Annotated in this window: 19 protein-coding genes, 3 pseudogenes and 1 riboswitch; of the genes and pseudogenes, 20 read left to right on the top strand and 2 right to left on the bottom strand. The window is 62.1% G+C overall.

All coding sequences use genetic code 11. The features are described from left to right. The first annotated feature begins 38 nt into the window (after positions 1-38). From MSIMFI_RS05295 to MSIMFI_RS05220, 18 genes and pseudogenes are all read left to right on the top strand, one after another. Complete coding sequence (locus tag MSIMFI_RS05295) at positions 39-926, top strand: SDR family NAD(P)-dependent oxidoreductase (RefSeq protein ID WP_191496414.1); 888 nt, start codon at positions 39-41, stop codon at positions 924-926. After that, on the top strand, positions 916-2274 hold the full coding sequence (locus MSIMFI_RS05290; protein ID WP_224770085.1) for an aromatic ring-hydroxylating oxygenase subunit alpha: 1359 nt from the start codon (positions 916-918) through the stop codon (positions 2272-2274). Before MSIMFI_RS05295 ends, MSIMFI_RS05290 begins: the two co-directional genes overlap by 11 nt. Then, on the top strand, positions 2271-3446 hold the full coding sequence (locus MSIMFI_RS05285) for an LLM class flavin-dependent oxidoreductase (RefSeq protein WP_191498034.1): 1176 nt from the start codon (positions 2271-2273) through the stop codon (positions 3444-3446). The genes MSIMFI_RS05290 and MSIMFI_RS05285 overlap by 4 nt, the downstream gene beginning before the upstream one ends. Continuing rightward, positions 3443-5287 (top strand): flavin-containing monooxygenase, encoded by a 1845-nt coding sequence (locus MSIMFI_RS05280; RefSeq protein WP_191496412.1) that lies wholly within the window; start codon positions 3443-3445, stop codon positions 5285-5287. Before MSIMFI_RS05285 ends, MSIMFI_RS05280 begins: the two co-directional genes overlap by 4 nt. Then, positions 5287-6222: an SDR family NAD(P)-dependent oxidoreductase gene (locus MSIMFI_RS05275; RefSeq protein ID WP_191496411.1), complete on the top strand. Its 936-nt coding sequence runs from the start codon at positions 5287-5289 to the stop codon at positions 6220-6222. The genes MSIMFI_RS05280 and MSIMFI_RS05275 overlap by 1 nt, the downstream gene beginning before the upstream one ends. Beyond that, positions 6215-7387, top strand: coding sequence for a CaiB/BaiF CoA transferase family protein (locus MSIMFI_RS05270; protein WP_191496410.1), 1173 nt, complete (start codon positions 6215-6217; stop codon positions 7385-7387). The genes MSIMFI_RS05275 and MSIMFI_RS05270 overlap by 8 nt, the downstream gene beginning before the upstream one ends. Positions 7388-7573: 186 nt before the next feature. Further along, on the top strand, positions 7574-7957 hold the full coding sequence (locus MSIMFI_RS05265) for a type I restriction-modification system subunit M N-terminal domain-containing protein (protein ID WP_224770233.1): 384 nt from the start codon (positions 7574-7576) through the stop codon (positions 7955-7957). Then, a pseudogene (locus MSIMFI_RS27825) lies at positions 7911-8069 on the top strand (AAA family ATPase); the annotation flags it as partial. The gene MSIMFI_RS05265 and the pseudogene MSIMFI_RS27825, both read left to right, overlap by 47 nt. Positions 8070-8167: 98 nt before the next feature. Continuing rightward, entirely contained in the window at positions 8168-10681 is a 2514-nt protein-coding gene (locus MSIMFI_RS05260; protein ID WP_224770083.1) for a S8 family peptidase, read from the top strand. Next, positions 10678-12096: pseudogene (locus MSIMFI_RS29575) on the top strand (type I restriction endonuclease subunit R); the annotation flags it as partial. The gene MSIMFI_RS05260 and the pseudogene MSIMFI_RS29575, both read left to right, overlap by 4 nt. A gap of 48 nt (positions 12097-12144) precedes the next feature. Further along, complete coding sequence (locus MSIMFI_RS29570; protein ID WP_396820142.1) at positions 12145-13851, top strand: type I restriction enzyme subunit R domain-containing protein; 1707 nt, start codon at positions 12145-12147, stop codon at positions 13849-13851. Then, complete coding sequence (locus tag MSIMFI_RS05250; RefSeq protein ID WP_191496408.1) at positions 13770-14495, top strand: M48 family metallopeptidase; 726 nt, start codon at positions 13770-13772, stop codon at positions 14493-14495. Before MSIMFI_RS29570 ends, MSIMFI_RS05250 begins: the two co-directional genes overlap by 82 nt. Before the next feature lie 436 nt (positions 14496-14931). Further along, a complete protein-coding gene (locus MSIMFI_RS05245; protein ID WP_224770082.1) occupies positions 14932-15255 on the top strand; it encodes a WXG100 family type VII secretion target in 324 nt (107 codons plus the stop codon). A gap of 3 nt (positions 15256-15258) precedes the next feature. Then, positions 15259-15764, top strand: a pseudogene (locus MSIMFI_RS05240) (hypothetical protein); the annotation flags it as partial. Then, on the top strand, positions 15738-16922 hold the full coding sequence (locus MSIMFI_RS05235; RefSeq protein ID WP_318187401.1) for an alpha/beta hydrolase: 1185 nt from the start codon (positions 15738-15740) through the stop codon (positions 16920-16922). The pseudogene MSIMFI_RS05240 and the gene MSIMFI_RS05235, both read left to right, overlap by 27 nt. A 157-nt stretch (positions 16923-17079) precedes the next feature. Continuing rightward, entirely contained in the window at positions 17080-17568 is a 489-nt protein-coding gene (locus tag MSIMFI_RS05230) for a hypothetical protein (protein WP_224770081.1), read from the top strand. 127 nt (positions 17569-17695) lie between these two features. Further along, positions 17696-17893 carry a hypothetical protein gene (locus tag MSIMFI_RS05225; RefSeq protein ID WP_396819456.1) on the top strand — a complete coding sequence of 66 codons (198 nt, stop codon included), beginning with the start codon at positions 17696-17698 and terminating at the stop codon, positions 17891-17893. A gap of 202 nt (positions 17894-18095) precedes the next feature. Next, positions 18096-20102, top strand: a complete 2007-nt coding sequence (locus MSIMFI_RS05220) for an acyltransferase family protein (RefSeq protein WP_191496403.1) — start codon at positions 18096-18098, stop codon at positions 20100-20102. A 167-nt stretch (positions 20103-20269) separates the two neighbouring features. On the opposite strand, the gene MSIMFI_RS05215 is transcribed toward MSIMFI_RS05220, so the two are convergent. Next, the gene (locus MSIMFI_RS05215; protein WP_191496402.1) at positions 20270-20935 is read right to left on the bottom strand and encodes an O-methyltransferase; all 666 of its coding nucleotides are present in this window, start codon (positions 20933-20935) and stop codon (positions 20270-20272) included. 57 nt (positions 20936-20992) lie between these two features. After that, positions 20993-21166: riboswitch (M-box (ykoK) riboswitch) on the top strand. Positions 21167-21405: 239 nt separating this feature from the next. Here MSIMFI_RS05215 and MSIMFI_RS05210 point away from each other — a divergent pair. Then, complete coding sequence (locus MSIMFI_RS05210; protein WP_186241082.1) at positions 21406-21594, top strand: hypothetical protein; 189 nt, start codon at positions 21406-21408, stop codon at positions 21592-21594. 104 nt (positions 21595-21698) lie between these two features. Then, positions 21699-23375 (top strand): NRAMP family divalent metal transporter, encoded by a 1677-nt coding sequence (locus tag MSIMFI_RS05205; RefSeq protein WP_191496401.1) that lies wholly within the window; start codon positions 21699-21701, stop codon positions 23373-23375. 122 nt (positions 23376-23497) lie between these two features. On the opposite strand, the gene MSIMFI_RS05200 is transcribed toward MSIMFI_RS05205, so the two are convergent. Continuing rightward, positions 23498-24253 carry a L,D-transpeptidase gene (locus tag MSIMFI_RS05200; protein WP_191496400.1) on the bottom strand — a complete coding sequence of 252 codons (756 nt, stop codon included), beginning with the start codon at positions 24251-24253 and terminating at the stop codon, positions 23498-23500. Positions 24254-24260 lie beyond the last annotated feature (7 nt).

Genomic DNA, 24260 nt, shown 5'->3' with positions numbered 1-24260 from the left:
CTAATGGTTGCACGTCATTATCTTGTCCGGACAAATCTGTGAATAACGATCTGCTGAGCCTGGATGGGCGCGTTGTCGTGGTCGCTGGCGCGGCGGGCGGCGGTATCGGCACCACCGTGACGCGTTTGGTTGCGCGTGCCGGAGCCACCGTGATCGCGGTGAGTCGTTGCCCGGACAATCTCGACGAACACCTCGGCCCCCTGGTTGCCCAGGGTCTGCCGGTGGTGCCGGTGGTCGCCGACGTGTCCACCGATGATGGCGTGGACGCCACCATGGAGGCGGTGCGGCGCGCGGGCGGTGAGCCGCACGGCCTGGTCAATGTCGCTGGCGGTGCGGACCCGTCGACGTGGATGCCGTCGACGCGGGTGACCCGCGGCGACTGGCGTGCACTGTTCAACCGGAATCTGGAGACCATGTTCTTCATGAGCCAGGCCGTGGCCGCGGAACTAAGGCGCCGCAGCAGGCCGGGCTCGATCGTCTCGATCTCGTCCATCAGCGGGATGAACGCCGCGCCCTTCCACATTGCCTATGGCACAGCGAAAGCCGCGATTGCGGCAGTGACCCGCACCATGGCGCTGGAACTAGCCTGCGATGACGACGGTGCGGCGATCCGGGTCAATGCCGTGGCTCCTGGGGTCACCGAAACACCGGCGTCGCGGACCTACACCGACGACGACCCGGAACGTGACCGGCGTGCCATTGCGATGGGCCGTCGGGGCCGCCCGGACGAGGTGGCCGGTGCCGTCCTGTTCCTACTGTCAGACCTGTCGAGCTATATCACCGGGCAGACGTTGCTGGTAGATGGCGGCCTGAACCTCAAATGGGGCCATCTGGGTGCGGACAACACCTCGTTGTTCCTCAAGGACGAGTCGTTCCGTTCGGCGATTAAGCGTTGGGATGGGAAGGGAGGATCAGATGGACGCTGACGAGCTGACCGCACCGGTCACAATTGGCGTCGAGGCCTACATTTCCGAAGACTATGCCCGTGCCGAACGCGACAACCTGTGGCGAAAGGTTTGGCAGCAGGTCGGGCGGGTGGAAGATCTACCCAAAGTGGGCAGCTACCTCACCTACGACATTCTCGATGACTCGGTTGTAGTGGTGCGTACGGCAGATAACACGTTCAGGGCACACCACAACGTGTGCATGCACCGCGGCCGCCGGCTGGTCGACACGCCCGAAGGCGCCAAAACTGCTTGCGGGCACAAGAAGTCGTTCGTTTGCGGCTTTCACGGCTGGACCTACGACCAGGACGGCAACTGTATACACATCCCCGAGAAGGCGGATTGGCAGGGCTCACTAACACCGGGGAACACCCATCTTGCCCCGGTCAATGTCGACACCTGGGGCGGCTGGGTGTGGATCAACATGGATCCGGCCGCGGGGCCACTGCGCGATTATCTCGAACCCGCTGCCACCATGCTGGACCCGTTCCGGTTGCAGGACATGCGCTGCAAATGGCGAAAGTGGCTGCATTTCCAGTGCAACTGGAAGGTGGCGATGGAGGCCTTCAACGAGACCTACCACGTCGCGACCACCCATCCGCAGTTCAACAAGTTCGGCAACTTTCGCGGCTGGGCCGCCGCGCATGGCAGGCACAGCAACATCGGCTACGACGCGCCCAAGGACCTGGAAGAGACCAAATCCAAGATCAGGCTCGGCACGGGCTCCGACCCTCGGGTCTCGACCGCCGAAATGCAGCTCTACACATTGGAAGAAACCAATGCCACCACCACGAAGACGTTGGTCGACGCGGCGAAACGACTCGTCGACGAGCTACCCGAAGACGCCGCCGCTGACAAGGTACTCGAGCACTGGCTTGCCTCGGCGCGACGCGACGATGCCGCCCGCGGCGTGATCTGGCCGACCATCGATCCCCAACATCTGGCGGACAGTGGCACTGCGTGGCAGATCTTTCCCAACTTCCAGATTGGGCAGGGCCCTACCACCGCACTGTGCTACAGCGCCCGGCCACATGGGTATGACCCCGACCAATGCATCTTCGAAGCCGCATGCTACGAGCTGTTTCCGAAAGGCGAAGAGCCCCAGACCGAATGGGTGTATGCGCCACCGGATGACCCGGGCTGGCGCAGCGTGCTGCCGCAGGATTTCTCTAACATGGCCGCGGTTCAGCAAGGCATGAAATCGTTGGGCTTCGGCGGCCCCAGGCCCAACCCCTACATGGAGCGCAGTACCGCCAACCTGCATCGCAACCTCGCTCAGTACATGGGGACGGGGGCACCCCGACAACTAGCAACGGAGTTAGAATGTTGAAAGTCAATCTTGGGTTCGGATCGCACAATTCGCACGACTGGGAACGCGTGCTGGCCGAAGATTTCAGCCGCCCGCCCGCGACACCCGACTGGGAGTGCGTCCAGGGCACGCTCGCGATTGCCGATCTAGCCGAACCGCTCGGATTCGACGGAATCTGGATGCCCGAGCACTGCGGAACCCCGTATGGCATGACGCCCAATCCGATTCAGACCCTGAGCTACATAGCCGGACGCACCGAGCGCGTCAGCCTTGGCACCTTCGTCGTAGTCGCACCGTGGTGGCATCCGGTCCGGCTGGCGCACCAGATCGCCTACCTCGACATCCTCTGCAACGGCCGATACACGACAATCGGGATCGGCCGTGGGGTCTCGAAGGGAGAGTTTGCCGCCGTCGGCGTTCCGCGCGAGGAGAGCCGGCAGCGGTTCAACGAAACCCTCGACATTCTCGAGTTAGCGCTCTCCGGAAAGCGATTCTCCTACGAAGGCGAGATTTTCACGGTGCCCGAGATGTCGCTGCGGCCCGAACCCCAGAGCCGCGACCTGTTCTCCCGCATCTATAGCTCATCGTCGACCGCCGAGTCCCTGGAGATCCTTGCGCGCCGCGGCATGGTGCCACTCTTCGTGGGGAACAAGCCGATCGAGGACGCCGGGCGAGAGGTGCAGCAGGTGAACATCTTTCGTAAGGAGGAAGGTCTGCCACCCTGTCAGCCGAAGAACGTCATGTTCATGTACTGCACTGCGGAAGACCCGGCCAGATCCGAGGAATGGATCTGGACCGCCAACCGAGATGTGACCGTGCACTACGGATTCGCCGACGCATCGAACTTCAAGGGCGTCAAGGGTTATGAGGCGTATGCGGCCCGCGAAGCGAGTGCGACGGCGGTGCTGGCTTCGGCTGTTACCGGTGATCGCAACGCGCGGCCCTCGAAAACCCCTGGATATCATGCCTCCAATCTGCTGATCGGGACACCGGAAGAGATCTTCAATCGGATCACCGCGGCCCAGGAAGCCTGCTCGTTCTCAGAGCTGACAATCGTCCCGCAGTTCGGCACCATGCCGTACGCGGAGGCCATGGCCAGCACCCGGATGTTCGCCAAAGAGGTACTGCCGGCCGTCCACGAGATGAACGCACCATTGCACGCGGCGGCGCTTCCGGAGAACGCACTGGCATGACCGGAACCCCCCATTGCCCACCGACGAAGACGCCCGACGATATCGATATCGTGGCGCTCCGCGAGAAGTACCGTCAGGAGCGCGAAAAGCGGCTGCGTCCGGAAGGTTCCAAGCAGTACATCGAACTCGTCGACGAGTTCGCGGGATACTACGAAACCGATCCGCACTCGCCACCATTGGTCCGTGATCCCATAACGGCGGACATCGACGTCGCCGTGCTCGGCGGCGGCTTTGGGGGTCTGCTGTGTGGCGCCTATCTGAAGAAGGCAGGCGTCAATGACGTTCGGATCATCGAGTTGGGTGGCGACTTCGGCGGGGTTTGGTACTGGAACCGCTTCCCTGGCATCCAATGTGACAACGAATCCTATTGCTACATACCGTTACTCGAGGAACTGAATTTCATTCCGTCGAAGAAGTTCGCCGACGGCGCCGAGATACACGAGCATTGCCGGCGCATCGGAAAACACTATGGCCTCTACGATTCCGCGATCTTCTCCACCCAGGTCCGGGCGTTGCGCTGGGACGAGGAGGGCAAGCGCTGGCGGGTAAGCACCAATCGCGACGACGACATCCGGGCCCGGTTCGTGGTCGTCGCCTCGGGACCGTTCCACCGGCCGAAGCTACCCGGCATCCCGGGGATCAGGGATTTCCGTGGGCACAGCTTTCACAGTTCCCGCTGGGACTACGAATACACCGGCGGGGACAGCAGCGGCGGCCTGCACAGACTGAGCGACAAGTGCGTCGCGGTCGTGGGCACCGGGGCGACAGCGGTCCAGATCGTGCCTTTCCTGGGCCGGCATGCCAAGCATCTCTACGTCTTTCAGCGCACGCCGTCGTCGGTCGGTGCACGCAATAACGCGCCGACCGATCCGGAGTGGGCGAAATCGCTTAAGCCTGGCTGGCAGAAGGAACGGCAGCGCAACTTCCACGCGTGGACCTTCGAGGGGATGGCGCTGGGTCAACCCGATTACGTCTGCGACTTCTGGACCGAACTGGGCCGGAACACGGCCGCGCGGGTTCTGGCACTGCAAGATCCGGCGGCGATAACGCCCGAGCAGTTCATGGAAATCCGCGAGGAGGAAGACTTTCGTGTCATGGAACGGCTGCGGCGGCGGGTCGCCGACATCGTCGACGACCCGGCGACCGCCGAAGCGCTCAAGCCCTACTACCGGTTTCTGTGCAAGCGGCCGTGCACCAACGACGACTATCTGCAGACCTTTAACCGGCCCAACGTGACGCTGGTCGACGTGTCGGAGACCAAGGGTGTGGAGCGTGTGACCGAAAAGGGTTTGATGGCCAACGGTGTCGAATACGAGGTCGACTGCATCATCTACGCCAGCGGCTTTGAAATCACGACCGAGATCAGCCGCCGATATTCGATCGGCGCCATCGAAGGCCGCGACGGCATGTCGTTGTTCGATCACTGGCGCAACGGATATCAAACGCTACACGGCATGACCAGCCGTAGATTTCCCAACCAATTCTTCACCGGTTTCACCCAGGTCGGGATCTCTGCAAACATCGCCGCCAATTACGAGTTGCAGGGCGAGCACATCGCCTACATTATTTCCGAAGCGCTCAACCGCGGCGCGGCAACTGTGGAGCCCAGCCAAGAAGCCCAAGACGAGTGGTGTCGGACTATCCGGGAGACCGCGATTGACAACAGCAAATTCGACTTGCAATGTACGCCAGGCTATTACAACAACGAAGGTGGCGGCGGCGGGGAAGGCATTCGGTCACACCTCGGCGAACCATACGGGCCCGGGTTCTATGCCTTCGGTGAGCTGCTCGCGCAGTGGCGCGATAAGGGCGACCTCGACGGCCTCGTCCTGGGATCGTGATGGCTGAACTCCGATTCGACAATCGGGTCGCGGTGGTGACCGGCGGCGGCAGGGGACTGGGCCGCGCCTATGCCCTGATGCTGGCGTCCCGGGGCGCCAAAGTCGTCGTCAATGACACCGGCGCCGCGCTGACCGGAGACGGCGTCAACGCCGGACCTGCCCACGAGGTGGTGGCCGAGATCCAGGCTGCGGGTGGCGAGGCGGTCGCATCCGTCGAGTCGGTGACGACGGCCGCCGGCGGCCAGGCGATTATCCAGACGGCACTGGACCATTACGGGCGCATTGACATCCTGATCCATAATGCTGGCAACGTCCGGCGCGGGTCCCTGAAGGAGATGACCTATCAGGACTTCGATGCCGTCATCGATGTGCACCTGAGGGGCGGCTTCCATGTCGTGCGGCCCGCGTTTCCGCTGATGTGCGCCGCTCACTACGGTCGCATCGTGTTGACGTCCTCGATCGGCGGCCTGTACGGCAACCATGGCGTCGTGAATTATGCCGCCGCCAAGGCGGGCCTGGTCGGCCTGTCGAATGTCGTGGCACTCGAGGGTGCGGTCGACGGCGTGCTGTGCAACGTGATTGTTCCGTCCGCCGTCACGAGAATGGCTGACGGCCTAGATATTTCGGCGTATCCCCCGATGAGCACCGACCTGGTGGCGCCGGTGGTGGGGCTACTGGCTCATGAGTCCTGCCCGATCAATGGTGAGATGTTGATTGCCATCGCAGGCCGGGTTGCCCGCGCAGTGGTGGCTGAATCACCTGGTGTGCAACGTCTTTCGTGGTCAATCGAGGACGTGGCCGAACAGCTGTATGCCATCCGGGATTTGAGCGCACCGCTGGTTTTCCCCACCGTCCCAGAGGGGCATGCGGACCACATCCGCTACAGCTTCGAGTCCGCCACATGGGCAAGGCGGGAAGGTGTGCATCATGCCTAGCGCCGGGCCGCTGGCGGGTGTGCGGGTCGTCGATCTCACCGCAATGGTGATGGGACCCTATTGCACGCAGATCATGGCCGACATGGGCGCCGACGTGATTAAGGTCGAGCCCCCACAGGGCGATGACACCCGCTACATCTCGGTCGGGCCGGCACCTGGCATGAGCGGAGTGTTCGTCAACGTGAACCGCGGCAAGCGTGGCGTCACCCTCGATTTGAAGTCCGACTCCGGCCAGACCGCCCTACGCGCGCTCATCGAAGGCGCCGACGTGTTCATCCACTCGATGCGGGCCAAGGCGGTTGCCCGGCTCGGATTCAGCTATGCTGAGGTCGCCGCCATCAACCCGGCCATCGTCTACACCAACTGCTACGGATATGGGCGGCGTGGACCGAACAAGGACCTGCCCGCCTATGACGACACCATCCAGGCGGCCTGCGGGATCCCGTCGGTTCAGGAACAGCTGACGGGCGAGGCCAACTACGTCGGAACCATATTGGCGGACAAGGTCGCCGGCCTCACGGCGCTCTACGCGACGATGATGGCGCTGTTCCACCGCGAGCGCACCGGCGAAGGCCAAGAGGTAGAGGTCGGAATGTTCGAGGCGGTGGCCTCGTTCATGCTGGTCGAGCACGCCAACGGCGCCATGTTCGAGCCCCCGCTGGGCCCGGCCGTCTATCCCCGCACTGTGGCGCCCAACCGGCGGCCGTATCGAACCAGCGACGGCCACATAGCCGCGCTTATCTACAACGACCGGCATTGGGCCGCCTTCATCGACGCGGTGCAGCCGGCGTGGGCGTGCGAACGGTACGCGACGCTGGAGGCGCGGGCGCGAGAGATCGACACCGTGTATGCGTTGCTGGCCGAGACGATCTCGCAGCGCAGCACCGAGGAGTGGCTAAAACTGTTCCGTGAGTTGGAAATACCCGCGTCGGCGTTGTCGAGTCCGGCGGCGTTGTTCGATGATCCGCACCTCAATGCCGTCGGCTTCTTCGAGACGGTGCAAACTTCAGACGGCCCGGTGCGGTTCCCTGGCGTACCGACCTGGTTTTCCCGAACGCCGGGGCGAGTGGCCGGCCCGGCCCCGCAGCTGGGGGCTCACACCGCCGAGGTGCTTGGTGAGCTTGGTTTGAGTACTGCAGATGCCGAACCGGTGGGCCCTGTATAGCCGGAGTAGCGGCTATAGTCGATCTGGCTGTCGTTTCGCGCCGCTCGTGACACCGAGCCGGCACGCGACCGTCTGAAACTGAATGCGACCAACGTGTCGGTTCTCCCCGATGAGCTCTGCACGGCGATACGCTGGCCCGCGAATACGTGGTTCAAGCACCAGCGAGGATATACGGGAGCTTCGCCTGTGGCCCTGAAGAAGTCGGACCTGTACAGCTCACTGTGGAAAAGCTGCGACGAGCTGCGCGGCGGCATGGACGCCAGCCAGTACAAGGATTACACCCTGACCTTGCTTTTCGTGAAGTACGTATCGGACAAGGCCAAGGCCGATCCCAACAGCCTCATTGACGTCCCCAAGGGCGGGTCGTTCGACGACATGCTTGCCGTTAAGGGCGACAAGGAGATTGGCGACCGGATCAACAAGATCATCGCCAAACTGGCCGAGGCCAACGACCTGCAGAAGGTCATCGACCTGGCGGACTTTAACGACGAGGAGAAACTCGGCAAGGGCAAGGAGATGCAGGAGGACTATCGCCGACAAGTTGTCGGGCGCCAGCTTTGCCGAATTTGAAGAGTTCGCGCTCGACGTTCGCCGCCGCGCTGTGCTCGAACTTCCAGACGCAGATTTGCGCCGAATCGTTCGAGAAAGGCTTCAGCACTGGCACGCCCAGGCGAGCGGGTGACCGGGGATCCCCGCCCACTTCTGGCTCTTGGGACACCGGAAATTGGCGAGCGATTTAGGCAGCCAACGAGGGACCTGCCACGGCTGTCCAAGCCTGGAGTGTCGCGACAAGGCGAACGACTCTCTCCACAGTTCCGAGAACTTGCCGACGCCTTCGACAATGAACGCGCGAGGCTGTCAGATGGTCAAGTCGAAGAGGTGGACCCGGAACTCGTACTCGTGTTCGACCTTGCGGGGACGGTCAAGGATTTCCGCAATGCCATCAACCAGATCGAGGGGTTGGAGTTTCTCTCCGAGTTCCTCGACGAAGAGTCCGAACCGGACGACGACTTTTACATGGTCACCCGACGAGATGGTCGAGTTGATGGTTCGGTGCAGCATTCGTTGTACCTGGTGATGTCAAACGCCGAGGCAGTGTCTCAGCTCATTCGGCTTTTCGAGCGATGGCAGGCCGACCCAGCCATGGTGTTCGGGCGCGGGCTCGCGAAGTTCCGGTCGGCATTTGAGCAACTGCGTGCCATCCGCCGATGGGGTCCTACCGACAGAGTCCGCGACACTGGCCTTATCGACGAGTGGCGTGAGCGCCTGGAAGTCGTCGGTCAGTCCGTCAGTTCCCTCCTCATAGAGATCGAACTTTGGTACCGGCGTGACACGAACCGTAGAACTGCGGCGGAGGAAAGCCTCGAAGCGATTGTTCGCGCGGCCGGTGGCGAGGTCCGAGATCGTGCGCAGATTGGTGAGATCGCTTACCACGCACTGTTAGTCGACCTCCCGGTTCAGCAGGTGCAATCGGTGCTGCGAGACGGCGCTGACGCGATTCAACTGTTGAACGCCGATGAGATCATGTTTGTCAGCCCCTACACGCCGATGACTGTGCAGCCATCATCGGTGGAACCTGTTGCAGACCCGAACTTGCCGCCATCCGCAGAAGGATTGGGGCAACCCAGAATCGCATTGCTAGACGGCCTGCCTTTCGTCAACCACGACGTGCTCGCGAGGCGGTTGACGATTGATGATCCTGACGGGCTCGGCGAGAACTACGGTGTCGTGTCCCGGCAGCACGGGACTGCGATGGCGTCGCTCATAATCCACGGTGACCTCTCGAATCCCGGCGAACCCTTGCAGCGGCCGCTCTATGTGCGGCCAATCATGCGACCGCACGAGGTTTTGACCGGACACGAGCGCGTGGTAGACGACAAGCTGCTGACCGATCTGCTGCACCGAGCTATCCGACGAATGGTCGATGGCGAAGCTGGTCGAGAACCTGCTGCGCCGAGCGTCCGTATCGTCAACTTGTCAATCGGCGCAGAATCCCGAGCGCTCGTCCGGAGGATGAGCCCGCTCGGCCGACTCATCGATTGGCTGTCCGTCGAATACAACCGGCTATTTATCGTCAGTGCCGGGAACCATCGCAGTCAGCCCATCATAGTCTCAGCTGCTGCGGCCACGGACCCGGAAAGAGCTAAGACCGAGGCGCTGAGGGCAGCAAAGAGCACCAGTCGATTGCGAGGAATCCTCCCACCAGGCGACGCCCTCAATGCACTGACAGTCGGCGCCACGCATATGGACCAGGCCGGTGAGATCGAGTTGCCGGATACAGTTTGGGACATCGTCGATCCAGGCATTCCTGCTCTGTATGGAGCGGCCGGCCCCGGGGTCGGCCGGTCCGTCAAGCCGGACTTGCACCACAGCGGCGGTCGTGCGTTATACGTCAGGCCGGTGTTGGCACCCGACTCGGACACCGTTGAGCTGGCGTTGGCGCAGACGACCAATAAGGGGCCTGGACATCGAGTTGCAGCTCCGAGCCGAGCCGGCGCGACCAACGGCGTTGCGTTCACGCACGGTACAAGCAACGCGACAGCCCTCGTAACCCGTGAGGCCAGCCGGCTGTTCGACATCCTGGAGGCTGGCGCAGAGACCGCTGTGGACGAGTCGTTCCCGGACCCTTTGTTTCACCCTGTCTTGGTGAAGGCCCTGCTAATACATGCCAGCAGTTGGGGCGAACCCGGAGAACGGCTACGCCATGTTCTAAACCTTGACAACCGGCGCGCCCGTCGTGAACTCACTGCAATTCTTGGGTACGGCAGCCTCGACGTCGACCGGCTGGGAGTCGCTGCAACAAACCGAGCTGTGTTGATTGCTGGTGGACTGATCGGCCGTGAACAACGGCACACTTATCATGTGCCATTGCCAATCTCGTTGCGAGCCAAGGCCGAATGGCACAGGTTCACTGTCACCCTCACATCCATGGCGCCGACCGTAGGCCAGTTGTCGAGATATCGTGCCGCAAAGGTGTTCTTCGAAAAGCTCGATGACAAAGATGTCGGTGGCACCCGGCCCGAGCGAGAGCACCATGCTGTCCGGCGAGGCACCTGCCAGCACGAAATCATCGACGGATCGCAAGCATTGGTGTTCGCCGATGATGGAACGTTGCCCATCCATGTTCAGTGCATGGACGACGCGCAACGACTCAAATCGGGAGCCACCATTCGCTACGGTTTGGTCGTCTCTGTCGAGACATTGGTCGCGACCTCGCAAACCATCCACGAGGAGATCCGAGCTCGACTGCAGACTCAATTGCGTACACGAACTCGGCCGCGCGTTCAGCAATGAGGCGGGTGGTGGCAACCATGAGCAATGTCGGTCAACCCGAGCGCAAAACACAGGATCACGTTATTGAGTTGTTCCGCGATTCTCTCGGCTACGAGTACCTCGGCAACTGGGCGCACCGCGAGAACAATTCCAACGTCGAAACCGCGCTCCTAGAACGAATCCTGCAAAAGCGCGGCGAAAGCGACGTCTTGATCGCCAAGGCGATCGCCAAGCTGGAGAGCGACGCCTCGCTCGGCGGTGGCCGCGACTTGTACGAAGCAAACCGCGACGTCTACGGGCTGCTGCGGTACGGCGTGAAAATCAAGTCGGGGGTCGGCGAGCATAACGAGACCGTGTGGCTCGTCGACTGGAAGCATCCGGAAAGCAATCACTTCGGCATTGCCGAAGAGGTCACCATCGCAGGCAATCACGTCAAGCGACCCGACCTGGTGCTCTACGTCAACGGCATCGCCCTCGCCACCATCGAGCTCAAGCGCTCCAAAGTGGCTGTCTCCGAGGGGATACGGCAGACCATAGGCAACCAGAAAGCAGACTTCATCCGGCCGTTTTTCACCACCGTCCAGCTCACGTTCGCCGGCAACGACATCGAGGGCGTGCGCTACGCCATCATCGACACCCCAGAGAAGTGTTGGCTGGCCTGGAAGGAACCGTCCGATATCGAGGCACCGCTCGACCGCGGGCTGACCCAGTTGTGCTCGAAGGAGCGACTGCTCGAAATCGTGCATGACTTCATGGTCTTCGATGCGGGCGTCAAGAAGACCGCCCGGCACAACCAGTACTTCGGCGTCAAGGCCGCCCAAGAACGGATTGCCAAGCGCGAGGGTGGCATCATCTGGCACACCCAGGGCTCTGGCAAGTCCCTGACGATGGTGTGGCTGGCCAAGTGGATTCGCGAACATCAGCACGACGCGCGGGTGCTGCTGATCACCGACCGCACCGAACTGGACGAGTAGATCGAAAAGGTCTTCGGCGGGGTCAACGAGCAGATCTACCGCACCACTTCCGGCGCTGACCTGCTCGCCACCCTCAGCCGGAGCGCTCCGTGGCTCATCTGCTCGTTGATCCACAAGTTCCGCGCCTCTGAGGAAGACGGCGCCCGCGACGCAGATGAAGCCAGATTCATCGCCGAGCTGACCTCCAAGATTCCGAAAGACTTTGCCGCCAAGGGCGATATCTTCGTCTTCATCGACGAGGCGCACCGTACCCAGTCGAGCAAGATGCACGAGGCGATGAAGGAACTGCTGCCGGGCGCAATGTTCATCGGCTTCACCGGCACCCCCCTACTCAAAGCCGACAAAGCCACCGGCATCGAAACTTTCGGCAGCTTCATCCACACGTACAAGTTTGACGAAGCGGTCCAAGACGGCGTCGTCGTCGATCTGCGCTACGAGGCTCGCAATATCGACCAGGACCTAACCTCTCCAGCCAAGGTCGACCAGTGGTTCGACGCGAAGACCAAAGGCATGACCGACCTGTCGAAAGCCGAACTCAAAAATCGTTGGGGCACAATGCAGAAGGTCGTGAGTTCCGAGCCTCGTGCGCGGCAGATCGTCGACGACATCCTTCTCGACATGGAAACCAAGCCTCGGCTGATGGACGGTCGCGGCAACGCCATGCTGGTCGGGTCGAGCATCTACCAGGCCCGCAAGTTCTACGAACTGTTCTGCCAGGCCGGTTTTCAGGGCAAGTGCGCCATCGTGACGAGCTACGTGCCGACCGCCGGTGACATCTCGAAGGAGGACTCCGGTCACGGGGCAACGGAGAAGCTGCGCCAGTACAAGATTTACCGCCGGATGCTGGCCGATCACTTCGGCGAGTCCGAAGACGCCGCGATGAACAAGGTCGAGCAATTCGAGAAGGATGTCAAACAGAAGTTCGTCAACGAACCGGGCCAGATGCGGCTGCTCATCGTCGTCGACAAGCTGCTCACCGGCTTCGACGCCCCCAGCGCCACCTATCTGTACATAGACAAGAAGATGGCCGACCACGGCTTGTTCCAAGCCATTTGCCGGGTGAACCGCCTCGACGGCGACGACAAGGAGTACGGCTACATCGTCGACTACCGCGACCTGTTCAACTCGCTGCAATCGGCGATCATCGACTATGCCGGTGGCGCGCTCGACGGCTATGACAAGATCGACATCGAGGGCTTGCTCACCGATCGAATCGCGGGTGCGCGTGAGGATCTCGATGAGGCGTTAGAACAGATTCGTGCGCTGTGCGAGCCGGTCGCACCGCCGAAAGACACACTGCGATACCAGCAGTACTTTTGCGCCCTGGAGGCAGGCAATGCCGAGCAGCTCAAAGCCAACGAGCCCAAGCGTGTCAAGCTCTACAAGGCGATCACGGCCGTTGCCCGCGCCTACGCCAACCTGGCAAACCAGATGGCCGCCGCCGGCTACAGCGACGCCGAAGCCGCAGCCATCAAAGCAGAGGTCACCCACTACACGTCCGTGCGCGACGAGGTGAAACTGGGTGCCGGCGAGAACGTCGATTTCAAACAGTATGAAGCGGGGATGCGGCACCTCCTGGACACATACATCAGCGCCAAACCGTCCGAAGTGGTATCGAACGCCGACACCGGACTCATCCAACTCATCGTCAAGCTCGGCAAGGGCGCTATCGACAAGCTGCCCGAGGGGATCAAGAAGGACCCCAATGCCGTCTCGGAAACGATCGTCAACAACATGCGCAAGCTGATTATCGACGAGCGCCCCACCAACCCCAAGTACTACGACAAGATGTCCCACCTGCTCGACGCACTGCTCGAAGAGCGCCGCAAGGGCGCGCTGGAATATAAGGAGTACCTCGCCAAGTTGCTCGAACACGCCACCAAGCTTGGAACGGGCGTGTCCGACACCGTCTACCCCGAGTGGGCCGACAACCGCGCCAGGCGCGCCCTGATTGATTTCGGCTGGCCCGATCTGGCCACGCCCATCAAGGTCGACACAGCAATTCTGACCAGCAAGCCCCATGACTGGGTCTGTAACACGCTGAAAGAGAAGGTTGTCAAGCGTGCGATCAGTGGGGTCTTGCCGGATGGGTTTGACCGGCTCGATGAGCCTTTTCGACTTGGTGAAGGCACAAGATGGGTACCAGTAGCGGATATCTCAGCGTCGCCGGCGTCGACATCGACGTTGTCTATAAGGACATCAAAAACCTGCACATAGCGGTCTACCCTCCTCTGGGCAGGGTGCGGGTGGCCGCGCCGTGGCGGCTTGACGACGACCTGGTACGGTTGGCAGTGATCGAGCGCTTGCCGTGGATCAAGAAGCAGCGCAAGCAACTTCACGATGCGCAGCGCCAATCCGAGCGAGAGATGCTGACCGGCGAGTCGCACCACGTGTGGGGGGTGCGTCACCGTCTCAAGGTTGTGGAGCGACCTGGGCGGCCACACTTCGAGACCGACGCCGACCGGCTGATCCTGTACGTGCCTGAGGGCACAAGCCCTGAACAGCGGCGCTCCCTGCTCGATCAGTGGTACCGGCAGCAATTTCGTTTGGCGCTCCCGACGCTGATCGCCAAGTGGGAACCTGTGCTTGGCGTGACCGTGCCCCGCTGGAGCCTGCGGCGCATGAAGACCAAGTGGGGCTCGTGTAACCGGGAGAGCCGGCACATCTGGTTCAACGTCGAACTAGCCAAGAAACACCCTGACTGCCTGGAATACATTGCTGTTCACGAGATGACGCACTATCTCGAACGCAACCACGGCGAGCGATTCACGAAGCTAATGGACGGCCTCATGCCGGACTGGCGTGCCCGGCGCGATCAGCTGAACGAGTCGCCACTTGCTCACGAGCAATGGGCCGGGTGACCGAGACTCACTGTTGCTGAAGGGCCCTAGCTAGCACCGGCCGGTAGCAACCCCGATCCGGCCAAGGAATTGCAACCTCTAGATCTAGATCACTGAAACAACTTGTGCTACATAGATTTACCGGTGTATAGCCGGTAGCCAGAGGTGCCATGTTCCGGCAACATGTCGAACACACAGGTGTTCGAGTAGCCAAGAGGAGATCGTCGAGGTGCCCCTGACTACCAATGCGCGACCTCGAAATCATCGACGGGCAACTTCGCCTTGTAGCCGGCGCGTGGCGCGGAACTCGGGAGGTAAACTGCACGCCAACCGCTGTGCTGATCGACCAGTTGCTGGACGAGTGAGCAGCAGTAGTCGCCCTCTGCTGTGATCCTTCAGGTGAACTGTGCATGCAGAATTGTGGTATCGCGTTATCACATGCCGGGAAGGGATGACGGTGCTTGACGTTGATTTAGAGCAGTTGATGTCCTCGGGAAGGCACGCGAGCGGACAGGCCGAGGACTTGGCGTCAGGGTTTCTGTCGGCCGACAATCGGGTCGAAGCGGCTCAGTACGGATGGACCGGCGCATCGGCGATGGCGCTCAACGCCAGGATGGCCCACTGGCTAACAGCATCGCAGGCCCTGGTTGCCAAGCTGGGGGATCACGGGTTCGCGATGCAAGATGCCGCAGTACGGTATGCGGCCGCCGAGGCACAACGCGCGCAGGCACTCGCCGACGTGGCTGCCGCAGCCGATACCCGGGCTTCGCTAAAGCCCTGAAGCATGACTCTATCGGTGGCCGACATCGATCGGTGGAACGCCGAGGCGGTGCGCGAGGTTTTTCACGCGGCAACCGCGCGCTCCCAGGCCGCAAATGGGGCCTCTCGTGAGTTGTCGTCGCTATCGATATTTGCGACCTGGCAGGGCGCAACCCGTGACGCCGCCGTACACCAAAATGCGACGATCCGCCAAGACCTTGATGACCACGGCAACGAGGCGCTGGCGGTGGCACGGGCCGCTGGCAAAGCGGCCGACGACATCGACAAGGTCAAAGGCGACCTGGCGAAGTTGCGGGCGATGCTGCGGCCGCGGATCTCGAAGTCGATGCCGCGACCAGCCAAGTGGAGGCTATTCCCCGGTTGCGATATTCCGCTGCCGAGTGGGCGAAGATGCAGGAAAAGCGCGCGGCACTGCAGGCGCGTTTGACTGCGATTGTGGCCGAGGCCAACGTCGTGGATCAGGAGTTGGCAACGGCAATCAATATGGCCGATGGCGACGCACCCATTCCCCCAGGGCCACATGACAATCGGCCAGATGTTCAACAGGCGTTGTCAAAGCGACTGCCGGATGACCCCAACCAGTTCACCGACCTGTGGAACAAGCTCACCCCAGAGGAAAAGGACTGGCTCTACAGCCAAGACCACAACATCGGCAATCACCCCGGGATGCCGTGGGACCCGCCGGACCACTTGGGCAAGGACCACTACAACCGGCTTCATCTGCCGGAACTCCAGCAACAGGCAGAAGCCAACGTCGACAGTTTGCAGCAGCGTGTCGACGCGCTGGCACGCCAGATTTACATGGGCGATCATAGCCAAGCAACTACCAACGAATTCAACGCCCTAGCGCCCCAGCTGCTGGCCGCCAGGCACACTCTCGACGGGTATAAGGCGGTGCAGGCCGACTTGAACCGCAAGGATGGCGTGCAGCGTTACCTTGGCCTTATCGACGACAAGGGCCACGCCGCGGTCGCGATCGGGAACCCCGACTACGCTAAGCGCAATGCAATATTGGTGCCCGGCACCGGCCAGGACCTCTCAACGTTCGAAGGCAGCGATTCGAAATCATTGGCCATGTACGGCGCCGCACTGCGGGCCGATCCTGGTCTCAGGCCGGGCGACGTGGCGGTAACAACGTGGATGGGCTATGACCGTCCGATGGACCTCTTCCAAGCGGCATGGCCCGATCGTGCTCAGGCGGGCGGGGCCGCTTTGGATGCCTTCGAAGCCGGGCAGCGCGCCTCCCACGTCGGAGCCCCGTCCATCGACACCGTGGTCGGACACAGCTATGGCTCAACCCTGGTCGGTGGGGCCGCGTCAGGCGGGCATCAACTGGACGCCAACTACGTCATCGCGGTCGGAAGCCCCGGGATGCTCGTCCATCACGCGGGCGACCTCAATCTCGATCCGGGTGCCAACGTTTATTCAATGAGGGCACGCAACGACATCATCGAGTTGGTCACCGACATGACACTGGGCCACGATCCCGCGGCCGGCGAGTTTGGTGCGACACGATTGTTTGCGGCAGCAGGCCCCAGTAGCGACCCGCTCGGGTTGACGCCCAGCGTCGCGGCGCACAGCAGCTACTGGGATTACGACAACCCGGCGCTGCGGAACATGGGCGCCGTTATCGCCGGCGTTCCGCCTCCCCAGCCCATCCCCAAATGATGGAGGACGTTAAGCACCAATGAGCTATTTCAGCCAGCGACTCGGGGTGCGTGTTATCGGCGCTGTTTTGATGGTCGTGCTCGTCAGTGCCTGCAGTCACGAACGCCCGCTCGGGCCCCCTACGCCAACTGGCGCTACCGTCCTTGGAGGACCGCCCATGGAATCAGCACCACCACCGCCACCGGGATGGAAGCTGCAACCCGTCATCCCCAAAAGCCAACAGCAGGCCCAGGATACGGTGATCAGCTACCTGAAAAAGACTCTGCAGGCGCTTCCACCGGGAACAACGCTTGATGCCACCCGCTACAGCGGTGGTACCAACACCGCCCCTTGCAAAGACGTCATCAGCGGCACGCCACCCCTGGAGTTCTCCACGGTGGGAGACCTCAAGCCTCCTCCCGGTACCGATTTCGGCGCCCTCGTTGTTAAGGCCGGTGACATCTGGAAGAGCTGGGGCTGGCATGTCTACGAACGCGACGGCTTCTACAAGCCCAACCGCTTTGGTTATGCCCCGGACGGGTACAGCCTGAGCATCGAGTCGACGTCCCGGCCGGACTACCCTCCCACCCTTGGTGGAGTCTCACCCTGCTTTCCACCCGATGTGTCCGCGGACCGAAGCCCCTTCCCGATGATCCTTAGCGGGTGACTGAGAGCCGATTTTACCTGTCAAGGCTGGACCAAGTTGTCGCGCCTATTCAGCGACCAACTAACCGCGCCGCATCCGGGGGTTCTCAGATCAGATCGTCCACCGAGAAAGCGCCACTCTGGAAGTAGTGAATATCGACGAACTGACCCAAAGCTCCGGCCCGCACCACAAACTGGCCATATCCGGCGGCTGGCAAACGCGAAAACGTAAAGACGGCACCACGGAATGGTTACCACTTGCCCATCTGGACTACGGGCAGGCCCGGACCAACATTCACCATCCAGAAAAACATCTGCTCGTCGACGAAGACGACCACGGACGGTAGGCCCGGCTGAGCGTGTCGTCCGCTGATCCGTCGTTGCCGCCTCTAAGCTTGCTGAGGTCAAGAGGAGGGGCAACGACGTATTGGCGGCAACTACGGCGCCGGGCGACAACGTGGTCGGAGCGCGCTAACAGCGAGCACTGAGCCGGGCGGGAAGCACCCCGCACCGGCGCGTTCTGCTAGGCGGCCCCGATGGGTGGCCCCGGTGCGCCGTGTTGGTCGGCTGGCGATCTGGGATCAGCCGGAGCGACGCAGTGGCATTCCCGCGCTGAATGGCCTTCGTGCGATAGCCGTCGCGCTGGTTCTTGTTGGCCACGGAGGCATCCCGGGTGTGAACGGCGGCTTCATCGGCGTCGACATCTTCTTCGTCCTCAGCGGATTCCTGATCACGTCGTTATTGCTCGACGAGCTCGGCCGCACCGGTCGCATCGACCTGACCGGGTTCTGGATTCGTCGTGCGCGCCGACTGCTTCCGGCGCTGGTGTTGATGGTGCTCATCGTCGCTGCGGCGCGCGAACTGCTTCCCTACCAAGCCCTTACCGGGTTACGAAGCGACGCGATCGCCGCATTCCTGTGGATTGCCAACTGGCGCTTTGTGGTACAGAAGACCGACTACTTCACCCAGGGCGCTCCCCCCTCACCCCTGCAGCACACCTGGTCGCTGGGTGTCGAGGAGCAGTACTACTTTGTCTGGCCACTGCTGCTGATCGCGGTCACCCTATTGCTGGCGGCGCGGGCCAAGCGCTACTTCGCCAAGACCACCGTGGGCCACGTTCGATTCACAACCTTTGTTATCGCCACCCTCGGCGCGATAGCCTCAGCCGCGGCCGCCGTGGTCTTCACTTCAGACACCACACGAGATCGTATCTATTTCGGCACCGATACCCGTGCCCAGGCATTGTTGGTCGGCGCCGCGGCATCGGCTCTGCTGGTTCGGGATTGGCCGTCACTGAATCGGGGTTGGTGTCTGATCCGGACCCGGTGGGCGCGGCGGATCGCGCGTCTGCTGCCGGTCGTCGGCCTGGCTGGGTTGGCGGCGGTCACTCACTATGCAACAGGAAGCGCCGGTGAGTTCCGCCGTGGTCTGCTGATCGTGGTGGCGATTGCCGCCATCCTCGTCGTCGCACCGGTCGCAATGGAGCAGCGCGGGCTGGTGGCCCGGATCCTGGCCTGGCGCCCGTTGGTGTGGCTGGGCACCATCTCGTACGGCGTTTACCTATGGCACTGGCCAATCTTCCTGGCGCTCAACGGTGAACGCACCGGGTGGACCGGCCTGGCATTGTTCGGTGCCCGGTGCGCAGTCACCGTGGCGGTGGCCTTTGCGTCGTGGTGGCTGATCGAACAACCGATCCGGCGCTGGCGACCGGAACGTGTGCCGCTGCTGCCGCTAGCGGCGGCTACAGTTGCGACCGCTGCCGCGGCGACGATGCTGGTGGTCCCCGTCGGCACCGGTCCGGGGCTTCACGAGGTCGGCCTTCCGCCCGGCGTGTCCGCGGTAGCCGCGGTGTCCCCATCACCGCCGGGTCAGCCAGGGCCGGCTCCCGGGCCGCGAGACCCCAACCAGCCGTTCACCGTTTCGGTATTCGGCGACTCGATCGGGTGGACGTTGATGCATTACCTACCGCCGACACCCGGATTCAGGTTCATCGATCACACCGTCATCGGCTGCAGCCTGGTGCGCGGCACGCCATATCGCTACATCGGACAAACCCTGGAACAGAGAGCGGAATGTGATACCTGGCCCGGCCGATGGTCCACCCAGATCGGCCAGGACGGGCCGGACGTCGCGCTACTCATCATCGGTCGCTGGGAGACGGTGGATCGGGTCAACGAAGGAAAGTGGACCCACATCGGCGACCCAACCTTCGATGCATACCTCAACTTCGAGCTGCATCGAGCGTTGAATATCGTGGGCTCCACCGGTGTTCGAGTGATGGTCGCTACCGTGCCCTACAGCCGGGGTGGTGAGAAGCCGGACGGCCGCTTGTACCCAGAAGATCAACCCGATCGGGTGAACCAGTGGAACACCATGTTGCGCAACGCGGTTGGCGAACATCCCAATGTCGGGATCATCGATCTGAACAAAAAGCTATGCCCGGACGGTGTTTACACCGCTAAGGTCGACGGCATCAAGGTGCGCAGTGACGGGGTTCACCTCACGCCGGAGGGCGCGAAATGGCTACTCCCGTGGCTCGAAGAATCGCTGCGGTAGTTGAACCTGACCTTTATGGCGTCTCGAGATCGAGTGTGAACTTAGGGCTTTCAGCGTGCGTGCAGGTCGGGATCCGGTCGGTTTTCGCGCCCAGAATTCACGATCAATGCCCTACGATTCACACTGGATCGACTCGCCTAATGCACACCAGCCTGACGAAACTCGGGTTAAATGCTTGCCCAGCAGCTGAGTTCCATGCTGTCGCTTTGTCTGGCGGGGAAGTTGAAACTCACGTAGCCGTTATCGGGGCTACGCACGTAGTCCAGGTAGGACCGTGTATCGGCAGCCTCGGCGTTGTCCGCGACGATCAACGCACCAGGCGACAATCGCGGCTCCAGCAGCTTGATGACAGGTAGGTACAGGTCCTTCCAACCGTCGAGCAGCACGAAATTGACCGGACCGTCCAGGTTCGCCAACGTGGAAAGCGCATCGCCTTCCAGGATGGTGATCAGATCGTCCAGCCCGGTTTCGCCGAATGTCCGCTTCGCGGCGGCGATCTTGGCTCCGCTGAGCTCGGTGGTCACCACCCGGCCGTTGCCGTTGTCGCGCACGGCCGAAGCCAAATGGATCGCGGAGATACCGAAGGACATCCCGAATTCGACGACCGTCGTAGGACGAGTTGCCCGAACCAGCGCATACAGCAGTTGGCCGGCTTCGGGGGTCACCGGGATGTAGAACTCGCTCAGTGCGTCGGCCCGTTCCTGTGAGGTTGCTGCCGATAGCCGTTCGAGTTCGCCGTGTATCTCGCGCAACTTTGGCATCTGGTTCTTCGTCTCGGCATACATCCGGGCGAGTGCCGCTGCGACGCTGTGACTCTGCAACGTTGTGGCCATGCTTTGAGGGTAGGCGAGTTTGACGTGCGCGAGCTTTGGGTGTAAGCATGGAACCCGCAAACACCTCGGTAGGTGAGGCGTCTGCATGGACACAGGCCACTGACCCCGAACGTCGAGAGACGCCCCGGGTCAGGACAGCTCTTCCCGGCCTAAGGGTTGAGCCCAAGTGGCTTCCGGACGATGGTCTGGATACGCCGTGCAGTGCCGAAGCTCCGTCGAGTGGGGTGTTCGGCGGTTGACCGCCGGGCGTTTCGCCCCCTTTTCGGATCCCTATCGTGCAGTGACTGTGGTGGCACCCGCGTGTGTCCTGGCCGAGAGGAGGTGAGGGCGAGATGAGTCCTAGTGATAGTCCCTATCCCAAATCCGTCTTGTCCCGATCCGGTTCCGGCATTCTTTCCTTTGCCTGAGCGCGTTTTGGCGCGCAGGAATGACGCACGCATGCCGGGTTGGGCCTCCGGCAGGAGACGACCATGACCACAATGACCATGAATTTTATTGCTGCACACCGTGTTATCCGTGTAAGGAATGGGCGGGAATCGATGCTGCAGCGGATACGTCGTCGGTTGACCGACAAGTTGCGCGTATCGCTTGACATGACGGCGCAGGACCGGGCCGATCGGTACGTGGCAATGACACCGATCGCGGTGCTCGCCGCCTAGCGCGGCACAACGAACGCGATTCATTTCGCCGCCATCAACTCAGCGGCGGGCGCTTGCCCCGCGCCCGCCGCTGTCCCCTCCCTCGTTGAGATAGCGAGAATCCAATGACCTCAATTTCCACCCAGCTTCGTGGTGGCTTGCCGACGCCTACCACGCCTCTATCCGGTCAACCGGTGCTGGACGCGGCGCACGCCGGCGACATCGTCGGCGCGTTCGGCCGCATCAGCCGCGACGACACCGGCGCGATCAGCGGACGTTGGCAACGGCTGCGGACACTGCTGGTCATCATTGGGCCGGGCCTGATCGTGATGGTCGGCGACAACGATGCCGGTGGCGTCGCGACCTACGCACAGGCTGGACAGAACTACGGGATGGCCCTGCTATGGACGCTGACATTGCTCATTCCGGTGTTGTATGTCAATCAGGAAATGGTGTTGCGGTTGGGTGCAGTCACTCGAGTTGGGCACGCGCGTCTGATATTTGAGCGATTCGGCAAGTTCTGGGGCGCCTTCAGCGTCGGTGATCTGTTGCTGCTCAACGCATTGACGATAGTCACCGAATTCATCGGCGTATCAATGGCATTGGGGTTCTTGGGATGCCCGAAGATCATTGCGATCCCAGCCGCTGCCGTGTTGTTGTTCGCTGTGGTTGCCGGGGGCTCGTTCCGGCGGTGGGAAAGGCTGATGTTCCTGCTGATTGGGGTGAACGTGGTAATCGTCCCAATGACGCTGCTGGTGCATCCGACGTGGAAAGGGACCGTCGGGGGGTTGATGCCGCAGTTCCCCAACGGGCTCAACTCCACCGTGCTGCTGTTGATCGTGGCGATCGTGGGCACCACGGTTGCCCCGTGGCAGCTGTTCTTCCAGCAGTCCAACGTGGTGGACAAGCGCATCACCACGCGCTGGATTCCATACGCACGAGCCGATTTGATCCTCGGCATCGTGGTAGTAATGGTCGGGGCCACCGCGCTCATGGCGGTCAGCGCGTTCGGGTTAGCCGGCACCACCGACGCTGGAAACTTCACCGACGCGGGAGCCGTCGCTACCGGTCTGGCCAACCACCTCGGCAGCACAGTGGGGGCGCTGTTCGCGATAATCCTGCTGGATGCATCGTTGATCGGAGCGAACGCTATCGGACTGGCCACCACCTACGCCGTTGGTGATGCACTGGGCAGGCGGCACTCACTGCATTGGAAGATCGGCGAAGCTCCCTTGTTCTACGGTGGCTACGCCGCCCTCCTTGCGATTTCGGCCGCCATCGCGTTCAGCCCCGACCACGTCCTCGGGTTGGTGACCCAAGGCGTGCAAGCGCTCGCCGGTGTGCTGTTGCCGTCCGCGACGGTGTTCCTGGTTCTGCTTTGCAACGACCGCGCGGTCATGGGCCCATGGTCTAACACGGTGCGGCAGAACGTTGTTGCTTGGACGATCGTGTGGTCCTTGGTGCTGTTGTCGCTAGCGCTGACTGCGACGACGTTCTTTCCGAACCTGTCGACGGCCGCCATTGAGATTGGGCTGGTGGCCGGCGCATTGACCGGTGTGATTGGCGGCGCCGCGATGATCATCGCGGGTCGCCGGGGCGACCACACACCGCTGCTGACGCGCGCCGAGCGGCGTGCTCTTCGCGAACAGGACCGGGCGAACTGGTACACCCCTGACCTGACCACCCTGGACCGTCCCGTGATGTCGCCAGCGCGTCGAGCGGGTCTATTCACGCTGCGCGGCTATCTCGCCCTAGCCGTTGGGCTGGTCGTCATCAAGATCGTCGAGGCCGGCATGTCCTGAACCGCTCGGCTCACCTGCGCGAGCAGACGCAAAACCACCCTTTTTGGCACGGTTTTGGGGGCTTTTGCGTCTGCTCGGCAGAGATTGGTGTGACCGTCGCCACGACCGGAGCACGACTGCGGTCAGCCGATCACCTGGATGGGATCGCCGATAGTGACGGCGTTGAAGTACCACGCGGCGTTGTCGGGGCTCAGATTGATGCACCCATGGCTGACGTTGGCGTAGCCTTGCGAATTCACCGACCACGGGGCCGAGTGCACGTATACGCCGCTCGAGGTGACGCGGACCGCGTACGAGGCGGTGATCAGGTACCCGTCGGGGGAATTCAGCGGGATGCCGATGGTCCGCGAGTCCATCACGACGGTGCGTTCCTTGGACATCGCGTTGAAGCTACCGATCGGCGTCGGGCGGCTCGGCTTGCCCAACGACGCAGGCATTGTGCGCAGCACTTCCCCGTTCCTGCTGACGGTAAAGGTGTGTGCGGAGACGCTGGCAACACCAAGCAACTGGTCGCCGGTCTCGAAGCCTTCAGTCAGTTCCTGTACACCGACCGAGACATGGGTGTGGGCCGGCCAATAGTGGTCCGGAACCCACTGAACGACATTGCTATTGACCCATTCGAAGTGTCCGGTCATGTTGTTCGGCGAGATGACGCGGATCCTCCGCTCGACGGCGCGACGATTGGTCACGGGTGCGGTGAATGTCACCACCACCGGGTGTGCCACGCCCACCACCGTGCCATTGGCCGGCAAAATCGAAGCGACGCCGGGGGCCGGCGTGGGCACCGGCACAGCGCCGGTAGCGGGATTACCGGACACTGCCACGGCCATTACCGTAATCGCCACCATAACGAATAGATAACGTACAGCTCGAGGCATAGCGTCC

This window comes from Mycobacterium simulans (assembly GCF_900232995.1).
GTDB lineage: Bacteria > Actinomycetota > Actinomycetes > Mycobacteriales > Mycobacteriaceae > Mycobacterium > Mycobacterium simulans.
This window is presented reverse-complemented; position numbering and strand designations above follow the sequence as displayed.

Bases quoted from the DNA above. Each gene is read 5' to 3' on its own strand.
- MSIMFI_RS05200 (WP_191496400.1), bottom strand. From the start codon at position 24,253: ATGCCTCGAGCTGTACGTTATCTATTCGTTATGGTGGCGATTACGGTA.
- MSIMFI_RS05275 (WP_191496411.1), top strand. From the start codon at position 5,287: ATGGCTGAACTCCGATTCGACAATCGGGTCGCGGTGGTGACCGGCGGC.
- MSIMFI_RS05205 (WP_191496401.1), top strand. From the start codon at position 21,699: ATGACCTCAATTTCCACCCAGCTTCGTGGTGGCTTGCCGACGCCTACC.
- MSIMFI_RS05215 (WP_191496402.1), bottom strand. From the start codon at position 20,935: ATGGCCACAACGTTGCAGAGTCACAGCGTCGCAGCGGCACTCGCCCGG.
- MSIMFI_RS05250 (WP_191496408.1), top strand. From the start codon at position 13,770: ATGGGTACCAGTAGCGGATATCTCAGCGTCGCCGGCGTCGACATCGAC.
- MSIMFI_RS05280 (WP_191496412.1), top strand. From the start codon at position 3,443: ATGACCGGAACCCCCCATTGCCCACCGACGAAGACGCCCGACGATATC.
- MSIMFI_RS29570 (WP_396820142.1), top strand. From the start codon at position 12,145: ATGACCGACCTGTCGAAAGCCGAACTCAAAAATCGTTGGGGCACAATG.
- MSIMFI_RS05210 (WP_186241082.1), top strand. From the start codon at position 21,406: ATGACCACAATGACCATGAATTTTATTGCTGCACACCGTGTTATCCGT.
- MSIMFI_RS05230 (WP_224770081.1), top strand. From the start codon at position 17,080: ATGGAATCAGCACCACCACCGCCACCGGGATGGAAGCTGCAACCCGTC.
- MSIMFI_RS05235 (WP_318187401.1), top strand. From the start codon at position 15,738: ATGGCCGATGGCGACGCACCCATTCCCCCAGGGCCACATGACAATCGG.
- MSIMFI_RS05270 (WP_191496410.1), top strand. From the start codon at position 6,215: ATGCCTAGCGCCGGGCCGCTGGCGGGTGTGCGGGTCGTCGATCTCACC.
- MSIMFI_RS05290 (WP_224770085.1), top strand. From the start codon at position 916: ATGGACGCTGACGAGCTGACCGCACCGGTCACAATTGGCGTCGAGGCC.